Here is a 23,740-nt window from a genome sequence, read left to right on the forward strand (position 1 = left end):
AGAACGTCGTGAGACAGTTCGGTCCCTATCTGCCGTGGGCGTTTGAGATTTGAGAGGAGCTGCTCCTAGTACGAGAGGACCGGAGTGGACGAACCTCTGGTGTTCCGGTTGTCACGCCAGTGGCACTGCCGGGTAGCTAAGTTCGGAATCGATAACCGCTGAAAGCATCTAAGCGGGAAGCGAGCCTCGAGATAAGCTCTCACTAGCACATTAAGTGCTCTGAAGGGTCGTTGCAGACGACGACGTTGATAGGCGGGGTGTGGAAGCGTTGTAAGGCGTTGAGCTAACCCGTACTAATTGCCCGTGAGACTTAACCATACAACACCCAAGGTGTTTGCTTGTTGAGCACGTAAGACGCTTTATCGAATTGAATAAGAGAGTGGCGAAACAATCAGCCGAATCCATGTTGTGACAGTTTATGTCTGGCGGCCATAGCGGTATGGCACCACCTGGCTCCATTCCGAACCCAGAAGTGAAACATACCAGCGCCGATGGTAGTGTGGGGTCTCCCCATGTGAGAGTAGGACACCGCCAGACTTCAAATAAACAATCCCTCGTGCGCAAGCACGGGGGATTTTTTTATGCCTGCTCGCCAGACGCACGCTACCACCGCGCCCTGTACGTCGCGCATTGTGCGCGACAATCCACACCGCCCCGTGCGCCCAAGGCGCACGCTACGACCGCGCCCTGTACGTCGCGCATCTTGCGCGACAATACATATCGCCCCGTGCGTCCAAGGCGCACGCTACCACCGCACCGTGTACGTCGCGCATCCTGCGCGACAACCCATATCGCCCCGTGCGCAGAATGCGCACGCTACGCCCGCACCGCGTACGTCGCGCATTGTGCGCGACAATCCACACCGCGCCGTGCGCAGAATGCGCACGCTACGAACGCATGATGGTACGACCGCGCCGCGTACGTCGCGCATCCTGCGCGACAATCCACACCGAGCCGTGCGCCCAAGGCGCACGCTACCACCGTGCCGTGTACGTCGCGCATCCTGCGCGACAATCCACATCGCCCCGTGCGCCCAAGGCGCACGCTACCTATAATTTTTGTTTATATATAATCGTAAACTGCATTATCTTCGTATTGCTAACTACTGGTATATTGCCTTGCATAAATTCTTTGTGTTATGGCCCATGGAGAGCAGTAATGAATAAATATAATGCAATCACGCTCGCCGTTGCTACGGCAACGTCGTTGGGTAGCTTACCCGTATTAGCTCAGCAGCAAGATCAAGCTGAGGCGGATGTTGAAGAGGTAATACAGGTTGTAGGTTCACGTCTTTCTTACCGAACTGCTACCGATGGTGCTGCACCTGTCGACATTATTTCAGCTGACGATTTAGCAGCTACGGGTATTACCGAGACGGCGAAAGCGCTTCAATACGCAGTACCGAGTTTTAATTTCCCGTCGTCATCGGTTACTGACGGAACTGATGCGGTGCGCCCAGCGTCTCTACGGGGATTATCTCCAGATCACACCTTAGTATTGGTGAATGGCAAACGTCGTCATAAGTCGGCCCTAGTACACTTAAGTGGCACAACCGGCCGCGGTAGTTCCAACGTAGACTTGAATGCGATTCCTATTTCAGCGATTAAGCGAATCGAAGTGTTACGCGACGGTGCTGCAGCACTTTACGGTTCGGACGCAATTGCTGGGGTGATCAATATCGTGCTTAAAGACAACGATTCTGGCGGCACAGCTAATGCACAAGTCGGTCAAACCTACGAAGGCGACGGGGAGCAGTATAAGCTATCTGCTAGTGGTGGGTTTAAGGTCGGTGACAACGGCTCACTAACGCTATCCGGCGAATTTCATCACAAGAACCGTACCAATCGCGCGGGTCCTGATCCTCGTCAGCAGTATCCGGAATTGCCTAACGGAGAGCCTGACCCAAGAGAAGAAACATTCGATCGCTACAGCTTTCACGTGGGTGATGCAGAATATGAGAACGCTGCCTTATTCGCAAACTATGAGCAAGAAGTGGTTGAAGGCGGCACTTTGTATGCCTTTGCTGGCGTAAGTGACCGCTCATCAGAATCGGGTGCGTTTTATCGTCGTGCATTGCAATCTAATACGCTGACTGAAATCTATCCAGATGGTTTTCTGCCAATCCTTGCACCCGACGTTAAAGACTACTCTGCATATTTAGGCTACGAATGGTTGCAGGGGGAATGGACGATTGATGTCAGTGCGGGTCATGGCGTTAGCGAGTTTCAATACAACGTTGAAAACTCTTTGAATGCCTCTTTAGGGCCGACTCAAACACCGACGTCATTTGAAGCAGGCACGTTGGAAAATAAAGAGACAAACGTCACCATTGACGCTCAGCGATTTTTGCCGTTTTTTAATAATTCCGACTTATCAATAGCGACGGGAATTAGCTATAGAAAAAACACTTATCAAATTACAGCGGGTGAAGAGGCCTCTTATATTGATGGTGGTTATCAAGATCGTCCGTCCGGTAGTCAGGGCTTCAGTGGCTTCACTCCGGATTCGGAAGTCGATCAAAGTCGCGATAACGTCGGTATTTATTTAGAAGCAGAGAACCAGCTAACCACTGATTTTATGTGGGGCGCAGCCGTTCGTTACGAGGACTACTCTGACTTTGGTGATAATACAAGCTGGAAGCTGTCAGGTCGTTACGACATTACAGACAGATTGGCTATTCGTGGTGCAGTGAATACTGGCTTTCGAGCTCCGAGTGTTCAGCAACTTTACTTTACCAATGTATCGACTTTGTTTGTTGATAGAGGGGACGGTTTAGTACCAGAACAATCAGGAACTTTTAATAATCTGAGCGACGTAGCTAACGCACTCAACATCGGTCGTTTGCAGCCAGAAGAGTCACAGAGTTACAGTTTAGGCTTAGTGTGGAATGGTTATAATGGTCTCGCGGTGACATTGGATGCGTATCAGATAGCGATAGATGATCGCATCATTCTATCAGGTGACGTCTCGCCTACTGATTCGCAGGCCGTGGCTGATGCTTTAGCGCAAACTAACGCCGATAACGCTCGATTCTTTGTGAACGCCGTGGATACCACCACTCAGGGTATTGACCTTGTCGTGAGCAAAGATTTCGAACTTAATAATTATGGGTCACTCAAAGCGCAACTTGCATATGGCTACAATGATACCGAGATTGACTCTGTAAACTTACCGCCGCTACTTGATGGTTTAGAGCAAGTTCTTTTTGATGAAGACGAACGCGTGAGAATGACAGAGTCGGTTCCCTCAAGTAGTGCTTCACTTGGCTTGACTCACCAATTAGGTCGCTGGACTAGCAACGTTCAATTGAGTTACTTTGGTACTTATAGTATCAATTATTCCAGTGGCAAAGAGACTTACGGACCGAATTGGATTACCGACATTACAGTGAGTTACGCGCTAAATGATCAGTTTGATATCACGGTCGGAGCGCAAAACCTGTTCAACGAATACCCAGACGAACGGGGTGAAGGTAATCAATTTAATGGTATCTTCAAATATCCACTTACTAACTCGCCAATTGGATTTAATGGCGGCTATGTTTATACAGAAGTTGAATACCGTTTCTAATAAAATCGAGTTAGTCAAAACCGCCACAAAGTGGCGGTTTTTTTATGTTTAACGCTTAATAATTTTGAAAGCAAACGCCGTAAATATAAAAACTCCATAATAAACAAACACTTATATGTTGGCATGGCATTTGAATTATATTCACTGAAGTGAACAGTTTAGGAGAACAATATGTCCACGTATAAACGAAGTGCCGGTAAAGGTTGGCTCATTGCATTAGTGATTGTGGGCGCGCTATTTTTCGCCCCAGAGATACTTTCGGGGTTGGGTTTTGCGGTCGGTTCAGTTATTGAATTTACAATCAGTCTATTGGTCGGTTTCGCCATTGTTGGATTAGTATTTTTTGTCGTGATGACCGTGTTTGGTAGCGTACTACTGGGACTTGGTGCAGGTTTTCTTGCCTTGATATTTACCGGGATTGGTATGTTTTGGCCGCTTATCATTTGTTTGCTGATTCTTTACTTTGTATTTCGGGATCGACGCAAAACCGTGTAACATCATCTCAATGATCAATAATTGAGGTGAATATCATGTTAAAACTCTTCTTTGGTCTTGCGCTCATGGTTTCTAGCGGAGCTATAGCGCAAGATGCGTTGACTATTACAGATGCGCGCGCGAAAGAGTCAATCCCAGGCTCAAATAATGGCGTCGCGTTCGCAACAATAAAGAACAACTCGGCTGCAACCATAGTGATTAAAAGCGTGTCTTCAAATGTCAGTAAAATGACTCAGATCCATACGCATAAAATGAAAGATGGCATGATGTCGATGATGCATGTTCCTGAACTTGCGATTGCTCCCAACGAGCAAGTTGTATTTCAAAGTGGAGGTTATCACTTCATGTTGATGGGGTTGAAGCAGCCTTTGTCTCAGGGGGAAACTTTTAATCTGACCATTTCGTACGATAATAATCAGACACAAACTATTTTAATTCCGATTGAGGGTCGATAACAGGCTATGCGAATAGGCAAATTAAAGTTAAGTGTAAAGTGGTTACTCATTTCATTAGTATCCTTTCTAATCTTACTGTGGATAGTTGCGTGGTGGTTTTCTGAAGAGCCAGATACGTTTGACGTTGAACAACGTGTTGAAGCCGAAGCTAAGCGTCTCAATCTAGAGCCCGTAAATGGTTTCGCAACTTCAACGGCGGCCATCGATGTGTTGGATACGCTGCTAAATAAGCGCGGCGGTTATATGAGTAATGATCTTCTGCCACCGTTTGCCTGGGTCGACGATATTCCTGCCTGGGAATATGGGGTTGTCCAAATGACCCGTGATTTGCTGTTAGTTATGCGTAACGAGTATAGCCGCTCACAGTCCCAGTCAGCTGAGAATACTTTTCTTGTCGTAGCTCAGCCGGCAATGAACATTGATCATACCAGTTGGTTTGCGCCATCACCCGAAAGTGAATTCAGTGAAGTGATAAGTCAACTTAAGCAGTATCGTTTGGCACTTGCAGATCCTAACGATCACTCAGCTCAATTTTACTCGCGAGCCGATAATTTGCGTGCGTGGGTTGCAGAAGTAGAGAAGCGTTTAGGTTCTCTATCTCGCCGTTTGAGTGCCAGTGTTGCGCGAGTAGAGCCCGATGTCACCTTGGCGGGTGATGCGAATGCACGACAGTCAACGCCAACGCCTCGTATCGTCCGTGAGCAAACGAGCTGGTGGAAAATTGACGATGTCTTTTACGAGGCCCGCGGCGCTTCTTGGGCTTTACTCCACTATTTAAAAGCCGTTGAAATCGATTTCAGGGATATCCTAGAAGATAAAAATGCGTTAATTAGCTTGCAACAGATAATTAGTGAATTAGAGTCAACGCAGAAGACGTTATGGAGCCCAATGGTCCTTAATGGTTCTGGATTTGGATTGATGGCAAATCATTCATTAGTCATGGCTAATTATATTTCTCGTGCAAACGCTGCGCTTATTGAATTACGTAGCTTATTAGCACAAGGCTGAACAATTTAAATAGGATAACACTATGAAGCAATTTGCGAAGGTATTACCACTTGCTGGTTTAGCGCTAGCTCCTATGGCAGCAAGTGCCGACACCGTATTAGGTGTGTTCGCTGGTGGGCAGTATTGGGATGGAAATGTCGATGGTTCGATTTCAGCTTTTGATCCGTTAGTACAGTTAGGCAATTATGATGATCAAGGCGAGACGTTCTCCAGCTACTATGTCGCACTTGAACATCCAATACCCTTAATTCCGAATTTTAAAGCACGTTGGAACGACATGACGGTCGACGGTGATGGCATAAATCCAAAAAGCGATTTTAGTCACGTTGATTATATTCTTTATTATGAAATCTTTGACAACGATATCGTCTCGATTGACTTAGGTGTCAATGCAAAACGCTTTGATGGAAACACCCGTTATATCGTCGCAGATGCCGCTGTTACTCCCGTTGATTTCTCTGGTACGGTACCGATGGCTTACGCATCAACAAAAATCGGACTACCATTCACTTCTTGGTGGATCAATGCTGAGGCGAGTGCATTAAGTTTTGACGATAGCGATATCCGCGATGTTAGTGCATCAGTGGAGTATCAGTTCTTAGATAATGCGGCGATAGATGCGAGCGTGCGTTTAGGGTACCGCGATATGGAAATTAAGCTCGATGATATCGACGATACATACAGTGATATTCGGTTCTCGGGTCCGTTCGTGTCAGTTGACGTTCATTTCTAGATAGCCTGTTATAAATACTTGCAGTTAAAGTTCGATATGGCTAGATTGTTATATCGGAATTAACAAATTGCAGGCAAGAATGAGCAGTAAAAATGAAGAGCCGCTGTTTCTTATCGACGATGAGGAGGAAACGAGGGCAGTTAGTGCATTGGAGAGTTGGAAAATCTTGATCGTCGACGATGATCAGGAGATTCATGCCGTGACTAAAATGGCGCTTTCGGATGTGCTGATTGCTGACAAGTCGCTTGAGTTCATTCATGCTTATAATGGTCAGCAAGCAATGGATATGCTGGCTGACCATGACGACATCGCAATGGTGTTGTTGGATGTTGTCATGGAATCCGATGATGCTGGACTCAAGGTTGCACGAGCCATACGTAATGAATTACGTAACGAAGAAGTTCGAATTGTGCTACGCACCGGTCAACCCGGTTACGCGCCAGAAGAAAGTGTTATCAAAGATTATGATATAAACGACTACAAAACAAAAACGGAACTGACCCGAAGTCGCTTGTTAACCACCGTTTTTGCTGCCATCCGTTCATACCAACAACTACGTACTATCAACGAAAACCGCCGCGGGTTACGAAAAATTATTCACTCTGCATCGAATCTGATGGAAAAGCACTCTATTGTGAATTTTTCTGAGGGCGTGGTGACTCAGTTAGCTTCGCTATTAGGGTTGTCAGCCGAGGGTATCGTAGGAGCGCGAGCGCCACATAAAGATGATGACATTCTTGTACTTGGGGCAGCAGGGCATTTCGCTGGAAGTATTAATCGCTCAATTTCGAGTCTTAATTCGGCATTTATAGAAGAAGCGGTGAAACAGTGCTTGCGGGAAAAGCGTCATATTCAATTACAGGGCGCTTCCGTATTTTTCATCGATGGACAAGTTCATCAAGCCGCTGCTTACATAGAAACAGAAGAGTTGCTGGAGAATTATGACCAAGAGTTACTCGAAGTGTTTCTCGCCAATATTGCCGTGGGATTTGAAAACGCGAACTTGTTTGAGGAGTTGCGTGCCGCGGCTTATCGTGATCCATTGACAGGTGTCGCAAATCGAAGCGAGTTTTCTAAACGCCTATCAGACCTCGCAAAGCAGAAAGATGAACATATTGTCGTTTCAATTATGGATATCGACCATTTTTCTGATGTGAATGACGGGCTCGGACAGGATGTCGGCAACTTATTACTTCGGTCGGTCGCTTTGCGCTTGAGTGAGCAACTGGGGTCTGAGGTGTTTATTTCACGCATTGCCGCTGATGTCTTTGGTTTAATTGGTCCCGAAGAAATTATCTCGCCCCGTAATCTGAATGAGTTATTTAGACTTCCTTATAGAGCGGGAGAGCATCATATTCCATTGAGCATTACCTGTGGCTTTACTGCTGCATCGAATAGCGAGCATGAGAGCGGTAAGAGCTTGCTTAAGCAAGCTTATATTGCACTTAAAAATGCGAAGAAGAATTCTTTTGAGCGTCATAATTACTATCTGCCTTATATGGAGCAGGAAACTCAGCGTCGGTTACATATTGTACGCATGCTGCGGGCCGATTTCGCAGAAAGACGGTTAGAGGTGTGGTATCAGCCGCAAGTCTGTTTAGCTTCAAAACGGATTATTGGTGTTGAGAGCTTGCTGCGATGGCCGCAGCGCGATGGTAGTTTTATCTCTCCTGGCGAGTTCATTCCGCTGGCAGAATATTCAGGGTTAATCGTTGATATCGGTGCTTGGGTCATTGAAGAGGCTTGCCAGCAGATCCGCCAGTTTGACGAGCTAGGTTTGCCCGAACTTCGCGTTGCTGTCAACGTATCAGTGCCGCAATTTAGAATGCGTGATTTTCCTGAGTTAGTCGAACAGCAGTTACAAAACCATAATGTCAGCCCAGACCGACTTGAGCTGGAAATCACTGAGAGTATTGTGATGGAAGACCCTGATCTTGTGGCCGATATACTTTACCGTCTAAAACGGCAAGGTATTCATGTGGCTATTGATGATTTTGGCGTCGGCTTCTCATCGTTGAGTTATCTTCAGAAACTTCCACTCGATCGTATTAAAATCGACAAGACATTCGTACACAACTCAAATGAAGACAGTGGCCGTATCATTATTGAGACTATTGTGAATATGGCTCATCGACTTGGAATGAGTGTGTTAGCAGAGGGTATTGAGCTTGAAGAGCAAGTGAGTTATTTCAAAAACTTACAGGTGGCGGAGGCACAGGGATTTCATTTCGCGAAGCCCATGCCAGCACAACGGTTGGCGGAGCTGCTTGCTAAACAATCCGCCAACATAGATTAATATCGTTACTGATAAACCGTGACGCTATCAGCTTTCATTGAATAGCCCGTAACCGCTAAATCACTGTCTGTGCGTTGAGTTGAGATAGTTCCTTCGACCCAAACCGCATCGTAGGTGTTCTCGTAAGGAACACCTTCTTCGAACTTAACGTGGATAATTTGGTTAGGAGGCGGTGGTGGAACATGGATACAAGCACCAAAATACGGGACTAATAAGAACTCTGTAACCGCGTCCGCGTTGCCTTCCAGTTGTACGACATAGCCAGGAATTTTCACTTTCTTGCCATCTAGCGCCTGTACAACAGGTGCATCAAGAAACTTTTGCTCTGCTTCTTCAGGGTTTTGGTCGTAATACGACTGAGGCTTTACGGGGGGAGGGGTAAAGCCTTCAGGTACTAAATCTTTCCAACCAATTTTTTCGCTTGCGAACGCCATGTTCTGACTCGCCAGAAATAGCAACGCCGTGCTCATCATTACTTTCAAACTATACTTCATACTTTCACCGTTAAACCGTCTGCAAGTGATTGGCGGTAAGCGCGCCAAGCAGGTACAAGACTCATTAAGAAGCCTGCAACAACCACAAATAACATTCTCCACCATTCTGCAGCGGTAGGCCACTGCAGAGCAAACAATAATCCCGTTTGCTGCTGAATCACGCCGGCAAGGGAAATTTGCAGGATATATAACAACGCAAGCCCCGACGCCGTAGCAATGATCGTTAATAATACAGCCTCAGTGACCAACAACGTGAACAGCGTGCCAGGACCCGCACCTACCGCTCTTAACACAGCCATCTCTCGGCTGCGTTCACGTAGACTTGCCAGTAAGATCGTTAGCATGCCGAGTAGGCCAATGATAACTACAATAGCGGAGATACCATTAAGAGCTTGCTCAAACACACGTAATGTCTTCCAAAGTTGTTGCAATGTTTGTCCCGGCATTAATGCAGTCAGTGGCTCACCATCTGCGGTGTTGATGTCGCGCTGCATAAATAACGCCATTTGGCGCGACTTTAAACCCACCAATGCCGCGCTTATAGCGCTGGTCGGGTGATGGTGGTCAGCGTGCTCATCATGACCGGTGTGCTCGTGCGCATGCTCTTCGGCTTCGCTAGCAGTCTCTCCGCCATGAATGTCCTCAAGCGTTTTTAAGTCAACATAAATGGATTGGTCAACAGGGGTGCCTGTGCGTTTCAAAACGCCAACAACATCAATTGGATGTCCACTGTGTTGGCTAAAGCTTATGCCGCCTGTGCCATGTGCGATAATGAGTTGGTCGCCAACTCTAAAGTCCAACTTTTCTGCGGCATCAGCACCTAATACGGCTTGCTCAGAATGATTAAACCACTCGCCGTGCTGCAATTTAAGTGGCTGTTGGTTGGCATACTTAAAATGCTGGAAATAACCGGCGGTTGTCGCAACAACCGGCATGCCACTAACGCTATCTCCTAGAGAGATGGGTACCGACCATTCGACCTGTCGATTTTGGCTTAGCCTCTCATAGCTTTGCCAGCTCATGCTATTGTTGAGTGCTCCGATATGAAAAACGGATGCGAGTAGCAGTTGTACGTCGCCGCTTCTGGGGCCGACGATGAGATCGGTGCCCGATACGGTATTGGCAAAATTTGCCTGCACTTGTTCTTTTACGCGTTCAACGGCGAGTAACAGCGCGACGCTGACAGCGATTGCAATAACCGTCAGTAGCGCACTGGTTTTGCGATTAGCCAAGCTTTTAATAGCAAGTTTAAGCATGGGGTGAACCTCCCGCTGCTCGATTGATGTCGCTTAACTCAACATGACGATTAAAATACTGCCCGAGACTCGCATCGTGCGTCACAAATAATACGGTTGTATTATTCTGTTCGCTGAGTTCGAGCAAAAGTTTTATAAAATCATCTCTGCGATCGCTATCGAGCGCTGAAGTCGGTTCGTCAGCGATCAATAACTCGGGTGCACCGAGCAATGCTCTTGCAGCTGCCACGCGTTGCTGTTGACCCACACTCAAGTTAGCCGCCGCTTGTTGTTGCTGCGAGGCACTAAGACCGAGCCGTTTTAAGTATTGAATAGCGAGCTGTTCCGCCGACTGGCCACTTTCAGCTACGCGCTGGCGGCGTTTAGGAGAAAATTGAGTTGCCAGGAGCACGTTGTCGAGCGCGCTTAAGTATGGGAGTAAATTGAATTGCTGAAAAATATAGCCAATGTGATTAGCTCGAAATCTATCGCGCTTGCGACCACTGAGGTTAGATAAGGACTGGTCGAGTAAACTCACATTCCCCTGTTGAGCTACGTTGATACCCGCAAGCAACGATAACAACGTCGACTTACCACTGCCACTCGGTCCGCGGAGCAAAACGGATTCACCCGTTTCTACCTGCCAGTGAGGAATATCTAAAGTGAGTTGACCACCTTGCCACGCAAAGGCAAGGTGGTCGATTTCTATGGCATAAGCCATAATTACTTCTGAGCGCGTTTGTAAGAGGACTCGATTTCCTCTTTCGCGTCTGCTGCGTTACCCCAGCCTTCGACTTTGACCCACTTGCCTTTTTCGAGTTCTTTGTAACGCTCAAAGAAGTGCGTGATTTGTGCACGAAGTAATTCAGGAAGGTCATCAATGTCCTGAACATGGTCGTACTCTTTAGTCAGCTTACTCACCGGGACAGCAACGACTTTCGCATCTTCGCCTGATTCGTCGCTCATTTTAAGCACGCCGACAGGGCGGCATTTAATGACTGAGCCCGCTTGCAATGGATAAGGTGTAGGAACAAGCACGTCAACGGGGTCACCGTCGAGAGACAAGGTATGGTTCACAAAACCATAATTGCATGGATAGAACATTGGCGTCGCCATGAAACGATCAACCCAAAGGGTGCCAGTGTCTTTGTCGACTTCATATTTAATCGGGTCAGCATTTGCTGGAATCTCAATGATTACGTTCACTTCATCGGGAAGATTGTTACCCGCAGGTACGTTACCTAAACTCATAATGTTTCCTACATCAGTTAATTGTTAACCACTAAATTATATCGTTTGTCGCTATCGGGGCAAGGGATTAAGCTAAGGTCTTACCCATGCTTCTCATGATATTCAACGCATTTTTGTACTTCATTTGTCGAGCCCATGACAACAGCTACACGTTGGTGAATCTGCTCAGGCTCAATATCTAAAATGGGCACATAGCCATTACTTGCCGAGCCGCCCGCCTTCTCTACAATCATAGCCATTGGTGCAGCCTCGTACATTAAGCGCAGTTTATACGGCTTGTCAGGATTACGAGCATCCCACGGATATGTAAATAAGCCGCCACGAGTGACTAAACGGTGGACATCAGAAACCATTGCCGCGTTCCAACGCATATTAAAATTCTTTTGTCGAGGGCCGTCCTCACCCAAAAGCAGGTGTTCGACGTATTCGCGCACCGCCGTACCCCAGTGGCGTTGATTAGACATATTTATTGCGAACTCTTGAGTGTCCGCTGGGATAGACGCAGTGTCCTTAGTCAGTAAAAACTCACCTACTGTTTGGTCGAGCGTGTAGGTGCGGACATGCGATCCTGTTGTCATTACCAACATAGTCGAGGGACCATAAAGTACGTATCCTGCCGCGACTTGGTTACGCCCTTTTTGCAGAAACATAGATTCGTCATTGGCGCTATTTTCTGGCTTGGGTAAAACCGAAAAAATAGTACCCACTGTACCATTGATATCGATGTTTGAGCTGCCATCAAGCGGATCAAAAGCAACTAAGTACTCGCCTGAATTCGGACTCAATACAATGCTGTCCTCTTCTTCCGACGCAATTGCGTGTACACGAGGAGACTCAAGCAATAAGGTTTTGAGCAATTGGTTTGCGACCACGTCGAGCTTTTTCTGCGTTTCACCCTGGATATTTTCGTCCAGTGTTGAGCCCAATACCCCGGCGAGGGCGCCTTGATGCAGCCGAAAAGAGATCTCTTTAGCGGCAATTTGTATGGTATTTAGAACTGAAATCAGTCCTTCAGGTGCATTATCAGCACGGAGCGTTGGAAGCAGGCGTTTCATGTCGTTCCATTCCCTTTTTGTCGTGACAGGTGTATGGACGCGTATCGTACATTAATTCTGCGCAAAAATCCTGTTGATTGTGCGCTTGAATGATACACTTAGCCTTTTATTTTAGCTCGAAAACTAACTATGCATATTCACATTATTGGTGTCTGTGGCACATTTATGGGCGGCATCGCTCGTTTAGCAATTGAACTGGGTCATCAGGTTACAGGTTCCGACCAGCAGGTTTACCCGCCGATGAGTGATCAGTTGCGAGCTTTGGGTATTGATCTCATCGAGGGCTACCGTGCGGAGAATATCGATAAAACGGTCGAACTTGTCATTATTGGTAACGCTCTGAGTCGTGGAAACCCAGAGGTGGAAGCGGTACTCGATCAGAAGATGAGTTATTGTTCCGGCGCTCAATGGTTGCACGATAATGTCCTAGTTCAGCGTTGGGTGCTTGCTGTTTCCGGGACGCATGGTAAAACGACGACAGCCAGCATGCTTACTTGGATTTTGCAAGCGAATGGCTATCAGCCTGGCTTTTTGATTGGTGGCGTACCCGGTAACTTTGATGTGAGTGCAGCGCTGGGTAAAAGTGACTTCTTTGTTATTGAGGCGGATGAATATGATACCGCATTCTTTGATAAGCGATCTAAATTTGTTCATTATTCACCGAATACTCTAGTTATCAACAATCTTGAGTTTGATCACGCTGACATTTTCGACACGTTAGCTGATATTCAAAAGCAGTTTTCCCATTTATTGCGAATTGTTCCTGGAAATGGGCAAGTCATCATTCCCGACCAAGTCGATGCCATCGAACAGGTGATCACACAGGGTTGTTGGAGTGACGTGGTAAGGGTTGGCAAAGACTGGCATTACCATGCTAATTCAGCGGATGCGTCGTTATTTAATCTTCGTCGAGACGATAACGAAGTCGCTGTTAAGTTGCCTTTAGTGGGTACCCATAATATGCAGAATGCTGTGATGGCAATGATCGCGGCTTTCCATGTTGGCGTATTACCGCAACAGGCGGCTGAAGCGTTAGCAACATTTAAGGCCCCTAAGCGGCGATTGGAGTTATTGCTTGAGCACCGCGGAATAAGAGTGTTCGATGACTTTGCACATCATCCTACCGCCATTAAAACCACGGTAGAAGCGCTTAAAAAGAGCGAAACAGGACGACTAGTGGTATTTCTTGAACCTCGTTCAAATACGATGAAAAGCGGTGTCCATAAAGACGCTTTGGCAAACGCACTTGCCGATGCGGATAGTATTAATATATTTGCTCCTGCGTCTATCGAGTGGGACATTGCTAGCGCAGTGCCTAATGCGTGTGTATTTAGTAACACAGAAGCAATGTTGCAACATGCTATCGACGATCTAGTACCAGGTGATACGGTGGTTATTATGAGTAACGGTGGGTTCGAGGGTATGCAAAATCGCTTAGTCAAAGCTCTACAAGCAACATAAATCATGAGTTGGATAGTTAATAATGAGATCTGAAGATAACCGCATCACGGTCGCAATTACTGGAGCATCGGGTGCCCCTTACGCTATTCGTTTGATAGAATGTCTTCTGCAGCAGAAGCAACAGGTCTATTTACTTGTCTCGAGTGCGGCTCGTGTGGTGATGGCAACTGAGCATAACGTAAGCTTATCTGCGGCCCCTGAAAAGATGCAGCAGCAATGGGTCGAATTGCTTGAAAAACGCGGCGTTGAAGTCGTGCCAAACCAGCTACAAGTATTCGGTAAAGAAGAGTGGTTTTCACCGGTTGCTTCGGGCTCCGCCGCGCCTAAGCGAATGATTATTTGTCCCTGTTCGACAAGTACTTTGTCATCAGTGGCGTTAGGTAGCAGTAATACCTTGATCGAGCGAGCTGCCGATGTCGTTCTCAAGGAACGCGGGCAATTGATACTAGTTCCACGCGAAACCCCACTTTCGGCAATACACTTGCGTCATATGTTGCAGTTGAGTGAGCAGGGAGTCACGGTTATGCCCGCTGCACCGGGTTTTTACCACCAACCCGAGACGATCGACGATTTAATCGACTTCATGGTCGCTCGGATGCTAGATCACTTAGGTCTTGAACAGTCGTTGATGCAACGTTGGGGCTATGGAAAGGAGTAAACTTTAGTAATGACTAATGCACTAGAAATCAAAGGGTTAAGAAAAGTCTATAAGGGTGGCTTTGAAGCACTTAAAGGGATCGATTTAACAGTTCAAGAAGGTGACTTTTATGCGTTACTAGGTCCTAATGGCGCAGGTAAGTCTACAACCATTGGCGTGATCTCAAGCCTTGTCAATAAGACCGAAGGCAAGGTGACGGTGTTTGGGTATGACCTTGATACGCAGCTTGCCGATTTAAAAAGACAAATTGGCCTCGTGCCACAAGAGTTTAACTTTAACCAGTTTGAAACAGTACGTCAGATCGTCGTTAACCAAGCGGGTTATTATGGCGTACCAAGAAAGTTGGCGCATCAACGTTCAGAGAAATATCTAAAGCAATTGGGATTATGGGACAAACGTGACCAGCCTGCACGCGCGCTATCAGGCGGCATGAAACGTCGGCTCATGATCGCACGCGCCTTGTTGCACGAGCCCAAATTACTGATTTTAGATGAACCGACTGCTGGGGTTGATATTGAGCTACGCCGTTCGATGTGGGATTACCTCACACAAATTAATAAAGAAGGCATCACCATCATTTTAACGACTCACTATCTAGAGGAAGCTGAGATGTTATGTCGTAATATTGGCATTATCGATGCGGGTCGTATTGTGGAGAATACTTCTATCAAGAAACTGCTTACTCAATTAAGCCGTGAAACCTTTATTCTAGATTTGGCTGAAGGCCATAAAGATATTGCAATTGATGGTTTCGAGAGTCGCTGGAGCGACGATAACACCCTCGAGGTTGATGTCGAGAAAGACGCTGGCTTGAATAACGTATTTGAGCAGCTGAGCAGGCAAGGCGCGAAGGTCTTATCGATGAGAAACAAGGCCAACCGCCTCGAAGAGTTATTTGTTCATATGGTTGAGAACGGCCGAAAACAAGAGGAGAGTAGTCAATGAGTAACGCATCGGCCAATATCATAGCGCTAAAAACAATTTGGATAAAAGAGTGCACGCGTTTTCTGCGTATTTGGGTGCAAACTTTAGTGCCGCCTGCAATTACCATGACACTCTATTTTGTCATTTTCGGTAGCATTGTGGGTGAGCGTATCGGCACCATGAGTGGTGTAACTTATATGGAGTTTATCGTACCGGGCCTTATCATGATGTCGGTGATTACTAACTCCTACTCCAACGTGGCTTCGTCGTTTTTTAGCGCAAAGTTTCAACGCAATATTGAAGAGATGCTGGTCTCGCCGGTACCGACGTGGGCCATTATTCTTGGTTATGTTGGTGGTGGTATGGCACGTGCAATGATCGTGGCGGTCATTGTGACATTCGTCTCCTTTATGTTTGTCGATATTAGCATCGCGCACATTGGCTATGTCATTCTGACCGTGGTATTAACCTCAACGCTATTTGCTCTAGGTGGTTTACTGAATGGTGTATTCGGTAAGACATTTGACGACATATCTATCGTACCGACTTTCGTTTTAACACCGCTAACTTATCTCGGTGGTGTGTTTTACTCGGTGTCATTGCTACCTGAGTTCTGGCAGAACGTGTCGATGGCAAACCCAATCTTATATATGGTAAATGGATTCCGCTATGGCTTTTTAGGTCAGTCAGATGTGGGTATTGCGACTGCCATGTGGGTTTTAATTGCTTTTAACGTGGTGTTTTTCTCAGGTGCCTATTACTTGCTAGAAAAAGGTAAGGGAATTCGTTCGTGAACCAAGAAGCACGCCCAGTACACTCGAACCAAACAGGTCCTCATGAAGATACCCTGAGTGTCGCTCGTCGGCACTGGGGATCGGAGTTTTTAAAGCCCATACAGGCTCATAACCAAGCGGCATTTGATGCGGTACATGAGCGCGTGCAAGCATGGCAGGGACCGATTATTTTAGACTCGTGCTGCGGTGTCGGTGAGAGTACCGCTAAGTTGGCAGAACAATATCCTGACGCCTTAGTCGTGGGGGTCGATAAGTCGAGTCACCGATTAGATAAACATGACTTTTACGAGGGCTCATCGCGAGGACAGCGTTACTATCTGGTGAGAGCAGATTTACTCGATTTCTGGCGTTTGGTTGCGGCAGCTGAGTGGCCCGTTGAATTGCATACAATTTTATACCCGAATCCATGGCCCAAGCAGGCGCATTTATCTCGACGCTGGCATGGCTCACCCGTGTGGCCTGCGGTGGTTCAAATAGGTGGCCAGTTACAGATGCGTTCTAATTGGAGTACCTACTTGCTCGAGGTCGCGCAAGCGTTAAGTCTCAATCAGGTGGATGCTTCGGTGGGTTACCTTGCGATGGATCCTGAGCAGGCGATGACACCTTTTGAGCGTAAATATTTAGCCAGTGGACAGGCACTATGGCGGTTAACCGCTGATTTAACGGCTGCAGTTACTGCAGTTGAGAATGTGGACAGGTAAGCATATGAATGACGTTGACGATAAGTCATACGCGGAAGTAAACCAAGAGTCTTTGTATCGGATTTTTACGTTGCCCGAGGCGCCCGACTCAACGCTAAGCCGAATCGAGAAAGATCTGTCTGAAAACCTTTTAGGATTCTTGGGCGATCATATCGTGGCAAAAGAAAAGCCACTACAAGATATCGAGCGCGACTTTGAGAAAGCGTCGATTCCAGAAAATCCGCAGTTTGTCTCAGACCATACTGAGTTTTTACTTGAGAAATTAGTTGCGCACTCAGTACATACGGCCTCACCGAAGTTTATCGGCCATATGACGTCGGCACTACCCTACTTTTTGATGCCGCTCGCGAAATTGATGGTTGGTCTCAATCAAAACCTCGTCAAAATCGAAACTTCAAAAGCATTTACGCCGCTTGAGCGTAATGTCATTGGTATGCTGCATCACCTGGTTTACCAACGCGAGTCATCGTTTTACAACCGCTGGATGCATAGTGCACAACATTCACTTGGCGCATTTTGTTCGGGCGGGACCGTGGCGAATATGACCGCACTTTGGGTAGCGCGCAACCAACTGTTAAAGCCGGATGGTGATTTTGCAGGGATAGCCGCAGAAGGCCTAGCTGCGGGACTGGCGCATTATAATTACAAGCGCTTGGTGGTATTAGTTTCGGAACGAGGGCATTACTCGTTGAGCAAGGCCGCCGATGTGTTAGGTATTGGTCGTAAGAATTTAGTGGCCGTTGCCACCGATGCTAATAATCGAATTAAGATTGATGCGTTGCGACAGGCCTGTCAGGACGTACGTGAACAAGGCGGCGAAGTGCTGTCGATAGTAGGCGTCGCGGGAACCACAGAGACTGGGCATATAGACCCATTGGCTGACATGGCTGATATTGCTGAGCAATTAGGTATTCACTTTCATGTTGATGCGGCGTGGGGTGGTGCGACGTTATTGTCCAACGATTATCGACATTTATTAAGTGGCATAGAGCGCGCTGATAGTGTCACCATTGATGCGCATAAGCAAATGTATGTACCCATGGGCGCGGGCTTGGTGCTGTTTAAGGACCCTGCAATGGTTAAGGCGATTGAACATCATGCCGAATATATCATCCGTCAGGGATCTAAAGACTTAGGTTCGCATACCATGGAAGGATCACGACCGGGTATGGCAATGATGGTTTTTTCAGCCATGCATGTAATCGGACGTCGTGGTTATGAGCTTCTAATCAATAACAGCCTTGAAAAAGCCCGCTACTTCTCTAGTTTGATTGCTGAGCAAGATGACTTCGAGGTGATCACAGAGCCTGAGTTGTGTTTATTAACCTATCGCTTTGTACCTAAGCGCGTGAAGCTAGCGCTGGAAGCAGCCAATGTTGAGCAAGTGGAGCGCCTAACTCCGCATCTTAATGCACTCACGCGCTACATTCAGAAGCGGCAGCGTGAAAGTGGCCGCTCATTCGTATCGCGTACAAAGCTGACACCTGAGCATTACTACCGTGTGCCGACCGTTGTCTTTAGGGTCGTATTGGCGAATCCGCTCACGACCCATGACATGCTACGTGAAATTATCGCGGAACAACGCGAAATTGCTGAGAAAGCAACGAGCCTAAGAGGGGCGTTGCACACTGAAATGCGCGAGTTAGGTTTGATTCGCGACGCGTAAGTTATCAATCAAGCGCGTGCTGCCGAGTTTGGCAGCCGCCAACACCACCCACTCCGGGGCGTCGTCAGAGACCACCGTCAGATCGTGAGCATTACGCACTTCAAAATAGTCGACAGCAAAACCATGTTGGGAAAGTTGTTGGCTTGCTTGTCGGCATAACGAAGTGGCTTTAGAGGCGCTACTCAAGTGTTGCTTGACCCAACACAGCTGCTGATAAATAAGACTTGCCTGTTCTCGTTGCGAACTCGATAAGTACCCATTCCTTGAACTCATCGCTAAACCCGAGCCTTCACGCTGTATCGGTGCACCGACAACCTGAACGGGTAACGAGAGGTCACTCGCCATTAAACGAATTACCTGCAGTTGCTGAAAGTCTTTCTCACCAAACACGGCAACGTCGGGTTGTGCCATATTAAACAGCTTACATACGATCGTCGCTACGCCAGTAAAATGGCCTGGGCGGCTCTCACCGCATAGTATGTCGCTGATGCCGGGAACCTCAACGCGTGTTTGTTGCTCGAGTCCGCGTGGGTAAACCTCATCGACTGTAGGTGTGAAGACTGCGTGCGCACCGGCATCACTTAACAGACGGCAGTCTTGCTCCAACGTTCGTGGGTAACTATCAAGGTCTTCGCCTGCTCCAAATTGCATGGGATTCACAAAGATGCTGACGACAACTTTATCTGCCAGTGTTTGTGCCTTTTTAACTAGACTCAAGTGACCCTCATGTAAATTGCCCATGGTAGGCACTAAAGCAACCGAAGTGGTTTGTTCCGAGCGCCACTGACGCATACTTTTTAAGTTTTTTAGTACTAACATAACTAGCCCTCGTAGCTATGCTTTAATTCAGGAAAGTCACCCGACTTCACTTGTTCGCTAAATTGACGAAAAGCACCGGCTATACCATCACCTTCTTCCAAAAAGTTTTTAGCGAACTTTGGTAAGTACTCACTGTTCATACCGAGCATGTCATGCATCACTAAGATCTGGCCATCGGTGTCAGGACCCGCGCCAATGCCAATAGTAGGAATGGTGAGTGCTTCGGTGACGCGCTTGCCTAAAGAATTGGGAATACACTCGAGTACGAGTAATTGTGCGCCGGCAGCTTCGAGCTGTTTTGCTTGTTCAATCAGCTGCACTGCTTGCGCCTCTTGTTTACCTTGTACCCGGTAACCACCTAGCACATTGACGGATTGGGGAAGTAAACCAAGGTGTGCACAGACCGGGATGCCGCGTTGGGTGAGTGCTTTAACTGAATCAACGAGCCAGTCCCCCCCCTCGAGCTTCACCATATTGGCGCCTGCCTGCATAAGCTGAGCCGCGTTTTTTAAAGTATCGGTTAGCGTGCCGTAGCTCATAAACGGCAAGTCGCTCATGATAAAGGCTTCTGGTGCGCCACGACGAACGCATTCAGTGTGATAAACCATGTCCGTCATTGTGACCGGCACAGTCGACGAACGGCCTTGCACAACATTGCCGAGTGAGTCGCCTACCAAAATGCAATCAACGCCTTGCTCAACCATTAGTTTTGCAAAGCTTGCATCGTATGCCGTAAGAGAAGCAATTTTCTCGCCTTGTTGTTTCTTTTTTTGTAGTTTGGCAATGGTCATCGCAACCATAGGACTATCCTTAACTGAGCAAAGTCATGAGTTCAGAATGTGAGCATAACACGGCAAGCGGTTCATCAGTAAGCATGGCAAGTTGCTGTGCTACCGTATTATTATTGGGTAATTTGAGCTGTGGGGCAAACTCAGCTAGCGGCTGTAATACGAAGCGACGCTCATAAATACCTGGATGCGGCAGTTTAAGCACTTCAGTATCGGAACGAACGTCATCAAATAGCAGTAAATCGAGATCGAGTGTCCTCTCGCCCCAGTGACGAATTCTTTGACGTCCAAATTCGTCTTCGACGTGATGGAGAAGCGCTAACAGTTGCTCAGCCGTTAAATCATGACATTCGACTTGGCAAACCGCATTAACGTAGTCGGGCTGGTCTTGCGGCCCCATAGGTTTGGAATGGTAAAGCGACGATACATTGATCAAGTTGAGATGCGCTGATTGGCTCAGGTGCAACAACGCCTGTTTGAGCTGTTGCGCTGGGTCACCTAAATTAGCGCCCAACGCAATAAAGGCATTACTCATTACTCTCAGAGCCCTTCGGTTTTTTGCGTGATCGAGGTCGCCGGCGGCGTTTAGGTCCTGAGCGGCCTGGCTTTTTACCGATGACCTTATTAGGCGCTTTCTGTGCCTTAGTCCAAAACTGACTCAGCTCAATCAACTCATTAGAACCTTCAACTTCGGCGCGCAGCATGAGGAAGTCGTATGCCGCGCGAAACTTTTTATGTTCAAGCACCTTCATCGCCTTTCCACCACGGGTACTTTGTAAGCGCAGCTGTAATTGCCACATATCACGGACGGGGAGCGAAAAACGTTTTGGTACAGCAACCGTTTGGTTTTGCCTATCGATCACGTCGGCAGAGGCAATATTGAGCGCATCCATCGGTGGCAGTCCTGACTCAACCTCCAATTGTGAGCGACGTGCTTCCATTGGATACCAGAGCATTACCGCTAACAAATAAGCGGGTGTGACGCGCTGCTCGTTATTGACTCGTTTATCAGTGTCCGAGAGTGCACGTTGGATAAGAGCTATCGCGGGTGACTGCTCATCTTTTAAATAGGTTTTAAGCACCGGGAACATCTGTTGGAACAAGTTGTGCTGCACCATCATTTCAAAGTTCGCGCTGGCTTTACCTGCCATAAACATTTTCAGGAATTCGTCAAACAACCGTGCGGGTGGGATGTTCCTGAGAAGCGATGCCATTTCGACAATAGGCTCTTGGACATGCTTATCCATCTGCATGTTAAGCTTTGTGGCAAAGCGAATGGCTCGCAACATACGCACTGGGTCTTCACGGTAGCGTTGTTCAGCATCGCCAATCAGTCGTATGACACCGGCGTCTAAGTCTTTTTTGCCACCCGCAAAGTCGTAAATGCAGAAATCAGCAATATTGTAGTACATCGCATTAACAGTAAAGTCGCGTCGCTCAGCATCTTCTTCGATTGAGCCGTAAACATTGTCGCGCACTAAAAAACCTTGCTCATCGGTTTTGGCTGTCGGCTGTTTACGTGTTTGTGATGTTGCTTCACTATCGTCTTCTTTGTGATGCCCGCGGAAGGTCGCGACTTCAATAATATCTTTCCCGAATACGATATGTGCTAAGCGAAAACGTCTACCGACAAGGCGACAGTTGCGAAATAATTTTTTTACCTGCTCAGGCGTTGCGTTGGTAGTGACATCGAAGTCTTTCGGTTGAATACCTAGAAGCAGATCGCGTACACACCCGCCCACTAAATAGGCTTCAAAGCCTGAGTTATGGAGGCGATATAAAACTTTAAGCGCGTTATCGCTTATATTTTTGCGAGATATTGGATGCTGATCGCGAGTCAGCTTAGTTAGCTGTGGTAAACGGCTATTCGATGATTTTTTAAAGCTTGACATTGCTCGTTCAGCTAGCTTTTTGAATTGCTTGATAATGACTGTTCTCCGCTTTAAGTCTGCACGCTCATTGATGGGCGCGCATATTGTACCTTTATTATACGATCATTTGCCACTGTGATTGCCATTGTAGAATCGCTGCAGTCAACACTGCATCGACACTATCATAATCGTTGGCATCCCCTAGGGAGAGTGATAACACCTTGGCGGCTGCGATGAGGTTCGCTATTGGATGCGTTGCATCAATCGCTGGCGCGTGATTTTGCTTGCTCAGTTTGCGTCCGTTAGGGTCAGTAACTAAGGGCAGGTGCAACCAGCGAGGGGTTCTTCCGCCTAATGTTTGCCACAGTGTTGCTTGCCAGAAGCTAGGAATTAACAAGTCCGAACCGCGCACAATATCGGTGATGCCTTGTGCTAGATCATCGACCACGACAGCTAATTGGTAGGCAAACAAACCATCACGGCGGCGTAGAATAAAATCTTCTTGGGCAAACTGGACCTCTGCCTCGACGTACTGGTGACGACGGTCAAATAAGTGAGTTTTCGCGTTGTCGTTTTTGAAGCGGATAGCATAAGGAGTCGGGCGTGGTTGGCGTGTTCTGCAGTAACCAGTGTAATACTCGCCCTGGGCACGTATTTGTTTTCGGCTACAATCACATTGATAAGTTTGCGCGCTGATATCAGCGAGCACGCGCGCATAGACGTCGTCGCGCTGGCTTTGGTAAATAACTGTTTCGTCCCAATGTAAATTGTGGGCTTCCAGTTGTTTGAGTATCTGCGTGTCGGCATCGGGGACGGCACGGGTTTTATCAACATCTTCGATGCGCACGAGCCATTGACCGTGGTGCGCGCGTGCATCCAAGAAGCTGCCCAATGCGGCAACAAGTGAGCCAAAGTGCAAAGGACCCGACGGGGTCGGTGCAAACCGACCCCGGTAGCTATCAGAAGACTGAGGTTGAATCGGTTTAAGCACCGGTCATCTGTTTTTCTTTAATCTCTGCAAGCGTTTTGCAGTCGACACAAAGATCGGCTGTTGGGCGTGCCTCTAACCGGCGGATGCCAATTTCGATGCCACATGAATCGCAGAAACCGAAGTCATCTTCCTCGATTTTTTGCAGAGTTTTCTCGATCTTTTTGATAAGTTTGCGTTCGCGATCACGCGTGCGCAACTCAATACTGAACTCTTCCTCTTGAGCGGCTCTATCGACCGGATCAGGGAAGTTTGCAGCTTCATCTTTCATGTGGTGAACCGTACGGTCCACTTCCTGGCGTAATTGGCGGCGCCACTCTTCTAGAATTTTGCGAAAGTGAGCTAATTGCTCATCATTCATGTATTCTTCGCCCGGCTTCTCTTGATACGGCTCTAGCCCGGCAAGCGCCAGGATGCCATGCGTTTTCTTCTTGCCCTCTGGCATCATGGTTCTCCTACAGTTAATTCGCTGCTCTTA

The 23,740-nt window shown here is 47.5% G+C and carries 23 protein-coding genes and 2 rRNA genes; 14 read left to right on the forward strand and 11 right to left on the reverse strand.

What is annotated here, in order from left to right:
• The 8 genes from ABNS04_RS00005 to ABNS04_RS00040 form a co-directional block, all read left to right on the forward strand.
• Positions 1 to 318: ribosomal RNA gene (locus tag ABNS04_RS00005) — 23S ribosomal RNA — on the forward strand; the annotation flags it as partial.
• A gap of 103 nt (positions 319 to 421) precedes the next feature.
• Positions 422 to 537: ribosomal RNA gene (gene rrf / locus ABNS04_RS00010) — 5S ribosomal RNA — on the forward strand.
• 621 nt (positions 538 to 1,158) lie between these two features.
• Positions 1,159 to 3,570: a TonB-dependent receptor gene (locus ABNS04_RS00015; RefSeq protein ID WP_272977519.1), complete on the forward strand. Its 2,412-nt coding sequence runs from the start codon at positions 1,159 to 1,161 to the stop codon at positions 3,568 to 3,570.
• Positions 3,571 to 3,741: 171 nt separating this feature from the next.
• On the forward strand, positions 3,742 to 4,065 hold the full coding sequence (locus tag ABNS04_RS00020; protein ID WP_272977518.1) for a hypothetical protein: 324 nt from the start codon (positions 3,742 to 3,744) through the stop codon (positions 4,063 to 4,065).
• A gap of 35 nt (positions 4,066 to 4,100) precedes the next feature.
• On the forward strand, positions 4,101 to 4,520 hold the full coding sequence (locus ABNS04_RS00025; protein ID WP_006954328.1) for a copper chaperone PCu(A)C: 420 nt from the start codon (positions 4,101 to 4,103) through the stop codon (positions 4,518 to 4,520).
• A 6-nt stretch (positions 4,521 to 4,526) separates the two neighbouring features.
• Entirely contained in the window at positions 4,527 to 5,528 is a 1,002-nt protein-coding gene (locus ABNS04_RS00030) for a DUF2333 family protein (RefSeq protein WP_006954327.1), read from the forward strand.
• A gap of 22 nt (positions 5,529 to 5,550) precedes the next feature.
• On the forward strand, positions 5,551 to 6,261 hold the full coding sequence (locus ABNS04_RS00035; RefSeq protein WP_272977517.1) for a TIGR04219 family outer membrane beta-barrel protein: 711 nt from the start codon (positions 5,551 to 5,553) through the stop codon (positions 6,259 to 6,261).
• A 79-nt stretch (positions 6,262 to 6,340) separates the two neighbouring features.
• Positions 6,341 to 8,557 carry an EAL domain-containing protein gene (locus ABNS04_RS00040; RefSeq protein ID WP_348671147.1) on the forward strand — a complete coding sequence of 739 codons (2,217 nt, stop codon included), beginning with the start codon at positions 6,341 to 6,343 and terminating at the stop codon, positions 8,555 to 8,557.
• A gap of 5 nt (positions 8,558 to 8,562) precedes the next feature.
• Here ABNS04_RS00040 and ABNS04_RS00045 read toward each other — a convergent pair whose 3' ends face one another.
• The 5 genes from ABNS04_RS00045 to ABNS04_RS00065 all read right to left on the reverse strand — a co-directional run bounded on the left by ABNS04_RS00045 (position 8,563) and on the right by ABNS04_RS00065 (position 12,592).
• Positions 8,563 to 9,030, reverse strand: coding sequence for a DUF3299 domain-containing protein (locus tag ABNS04_RS00045; RefSeq protein WP_116287532.1), 468 nt, complete (start codon positions 9,028 to 9,030; stop codon positions 8,563 to 8,565).
• 17 nt (positions 9,031 to 9,047) lie between these two features.
• Positions 9,048 to 10,307 (reverse strand): ABC transporter permease, encoded by a 1,260-nt coding sequence (locus tag ABNS04_RS00050; protein ID WP_272977651.1) that lies wholly within the window; start codon positions 10,305 to 10,307, stop codon positions 9,048 to 9,050.
• Complete coding sequence (locus ABNS04_RS00055) at positions 10,300 to 11,007, reverse strand: ABC transporter ATP-binding protein (protein WP_272977650.1); 708 nt, start codon at positions 11,005 to 11,007, stop codon at positions 10,300 to 10,302. The genes ABNS04_RS00050 and ABNS04_RS00055 overlap by 8 nt, the downstream gene beginning before the upstream one ends.
• A gap of 2 nt (positions 11,008 to 11,009) precedes the next feature.
• Positions 11,010 to 11,537, reverse strand: coding sequence for an inorganic diphosphatase (gene ppa / locus ABNS04_RS00060; RefSeq protein WP_006954321.1), 528 nt, complete (start codon positions 11,535 to 11,537; stop codon positions 11,010 to 11,012).
• 80 nt (positions 11,538 to 11,617) lie between these two features.
• Entirely contained in the window at positions 11,618 to 12,592 is a 975-nt protein-coding gene (locus tag ABNS04_RS00065; protein ID WP_006954320.1) for a class 1 fructose-bisphosphatase, read from the reverse strand.
• A 129-nt stretch (positions 12,593 to 12,721) separates the two neighbouring features.
• Here ABNS04_RS00065 and mpl point away from each other — a divergent pair, with 129 nt between their 5' ends.
• The 6 genes from mpl to panP are packed head-to-tail and all read left to right on the forward strand — an operon-like array spanning position 12,722 to position 18,796.
• A complete protein-coding gene (gene mpl / locus ABNS04_RS00070) occupies positions 12,722 to 14,053 on the forward strand; it encodes a UDP-N-acetylmuramate:L-alanyl-gamma-D-glutamyl-meso-diaminopimelate ligase (protein ID WP_286681553.1) in 1,332 nt (443 codons plus the stop codon).
• Between the two features lie 22 nt (positions 14,054 to 14,075).
• Positions 14,076 to 14,711, forward strand: a complete 636-nt coding sequence (locus ABNS04_RS00075) for a flavin prenyltransferase UbiX (RefSeq protein ID WP_272978618.1) — start codon at positions 14,076 to 14,078, stop codon at positions 14,709 to 14,711.
• A gap of 9 nt (positions 14,712 to 14,720) precedes the next feature.
• Positions 14,721 to 15,656 (forward strand): ABC transporter ATP-binding protein, encoded by a 936-nt coding sequence (locus ABNS04_RS00080; protein ID WP_272978620.1) that lies wholly within the window; start codon positions 14,721 to 14,723, stop codon positions 15,654 to 15,656.
• The gene (locus ABNS04_RS00085; protein ID WP_006954316.1) at positions 15,653 to 16,429 is read left to right on the forward strand and encodes an ABC transporter permease; all 777 of its coding nucleotides are present in this window, start codon (positions 15,653 to 15,655) and stop codon (positions 16,427 to 16,429) included. Before ABNS04_RS00080 ends, ABNS04_RS00085 begins: the two co-directional genes overlap by 4 nt.
• Complete coding sequence (locus tag ABNS04_RS00090) at positions 16,426 to 17,130, forward strand: SAM-dependent methyltransferase (RefSeq protein ID WP_272978622.1); 705 nt, start codon at positions 16,426 to 16,428, stop codon at positions 17,128 to 17,130. The genes ABNS04_RS00085 and ABNS04_RS00090 overlap by 4 nt, the downstream gene beginning before the upstream one ends.
• A 4-nt stretch (positions 17,131 to 17,134) precedes the next feature.
• Positions 17,135 to 18,796, forward strand: coding sequence for a pyridoxal-dependent aspartate 1-decarboxylase PanP (panP, locus tag ABNS04_RS00095; RefSeq protein ID WP_040487582.1), 1,662 nt, complete (start codon positions 17,135 to 17,137; stop codon positions 18,794 to 18,796).
• Here panP and panC read toward each other — a convergent pair.
• The 6 genes from panC to dksA form a co-directional block, all read right to left on the reverse strand.
• Positions 18,773 to 19,615 carry a pantoate--beta-alanine ligase gene (gene panC, locus ABNS04_RS00100; protein ID WP_272978624.1) on the reverse strand — a complete coding sequence of 281 codons (843 nt, stop codon included), beginning with the start codon at positions 19,613 to 19,615 and terminating at the stop codon, positions 18,773 to 18,775. The genes panP and panC overlap by 24 nt on opposite strands.
• A 2-nt stretch (positions 19,616 to 19,617) precedes the next feature.
• A complete protein-coding gene (gene panB, locus ABNS04_RS00105) occupies positions 19,618 to 20,415 on the reverse strand; it encodes a 3-methyl-2-oxobutanoate hydroxymethyltransferase (protein ID WP_272978626.1) in 798 nt (265 codons plus the stop codon).
• A gap of 10 nt (positions 20,416 to 20,425) precedes the next feature.
• Positions 20,426 to 20,938 (reverse strand): 2-amino-4-hydroxy-6-hydroxymethyldihydropteridine diphosphokinase, encoded by a 513-nt coding sequence (folK, locus tag ABNS04_RS00110; RefSeq protein WP_006954311.1) that lies wholly within the window; start codon positions 20,936 to 20,938, stop codon positions 20,426 to 20,428.
• On the reverse strand, positions 20,931 to 22,295 hold the full coding sequence (gene pcnB, locus ABNS04_RS00115; RefSeq protein ID WP_272978629.1) for a polynucleotide adenylyltransferase PcnB: 1,365 nt from the start codon (positions 22,293 to 22,295) through the stop codon (positions 20,931 to 20,933). The genes folK and pcnB overlap by 8 nt, the downstream gene beginning before the upstream one ends.
• Positions 22,296 to 22,389: 94 nt before the next feature.
• Positions 22,390 to 23,265 carry a tRNA glutamyl-Q(34) synthetase GluQRS gene (gluQRS, locus tag ABNS04_RS00120; RefSeq protein WP_006954309.1) on the reverse strand — a complete coding sequence of 292 codons (876 nt, stop codon included), beginning with the start codon at positions 23,263 to 23,265 and terminating at the stop codon, positions 22,390 to 22,392.
• Positions 23,258 to 23,707 (reverse strand): RNA polymerase-binding protein DksA, encoded by a 450-nt coding sequence (dksA, locus tag ABNS04_RS00125; protein WP_006954308.1) that lies wholly within the window; start codon positions 23,705 to 23,707, stop codon positions 23,258 to 23,260. The genes gluQRS and dksA overlap by 8 nt, the downstream gene beginning before the upstream one ends.
• Positions 23,708 to 23,740: the final 33 nt, after the last annotated feature.

This window comes from uncultured Idiomarina sp., from assembly GCF_964010655.1.
Taxonomy (GTDB): Bacteria; Pseudomonadota; Gammaproteobacteria; order Enterobacterales; family Alteromonadaceae; genus Idiomarina; species Idiomarina baltica.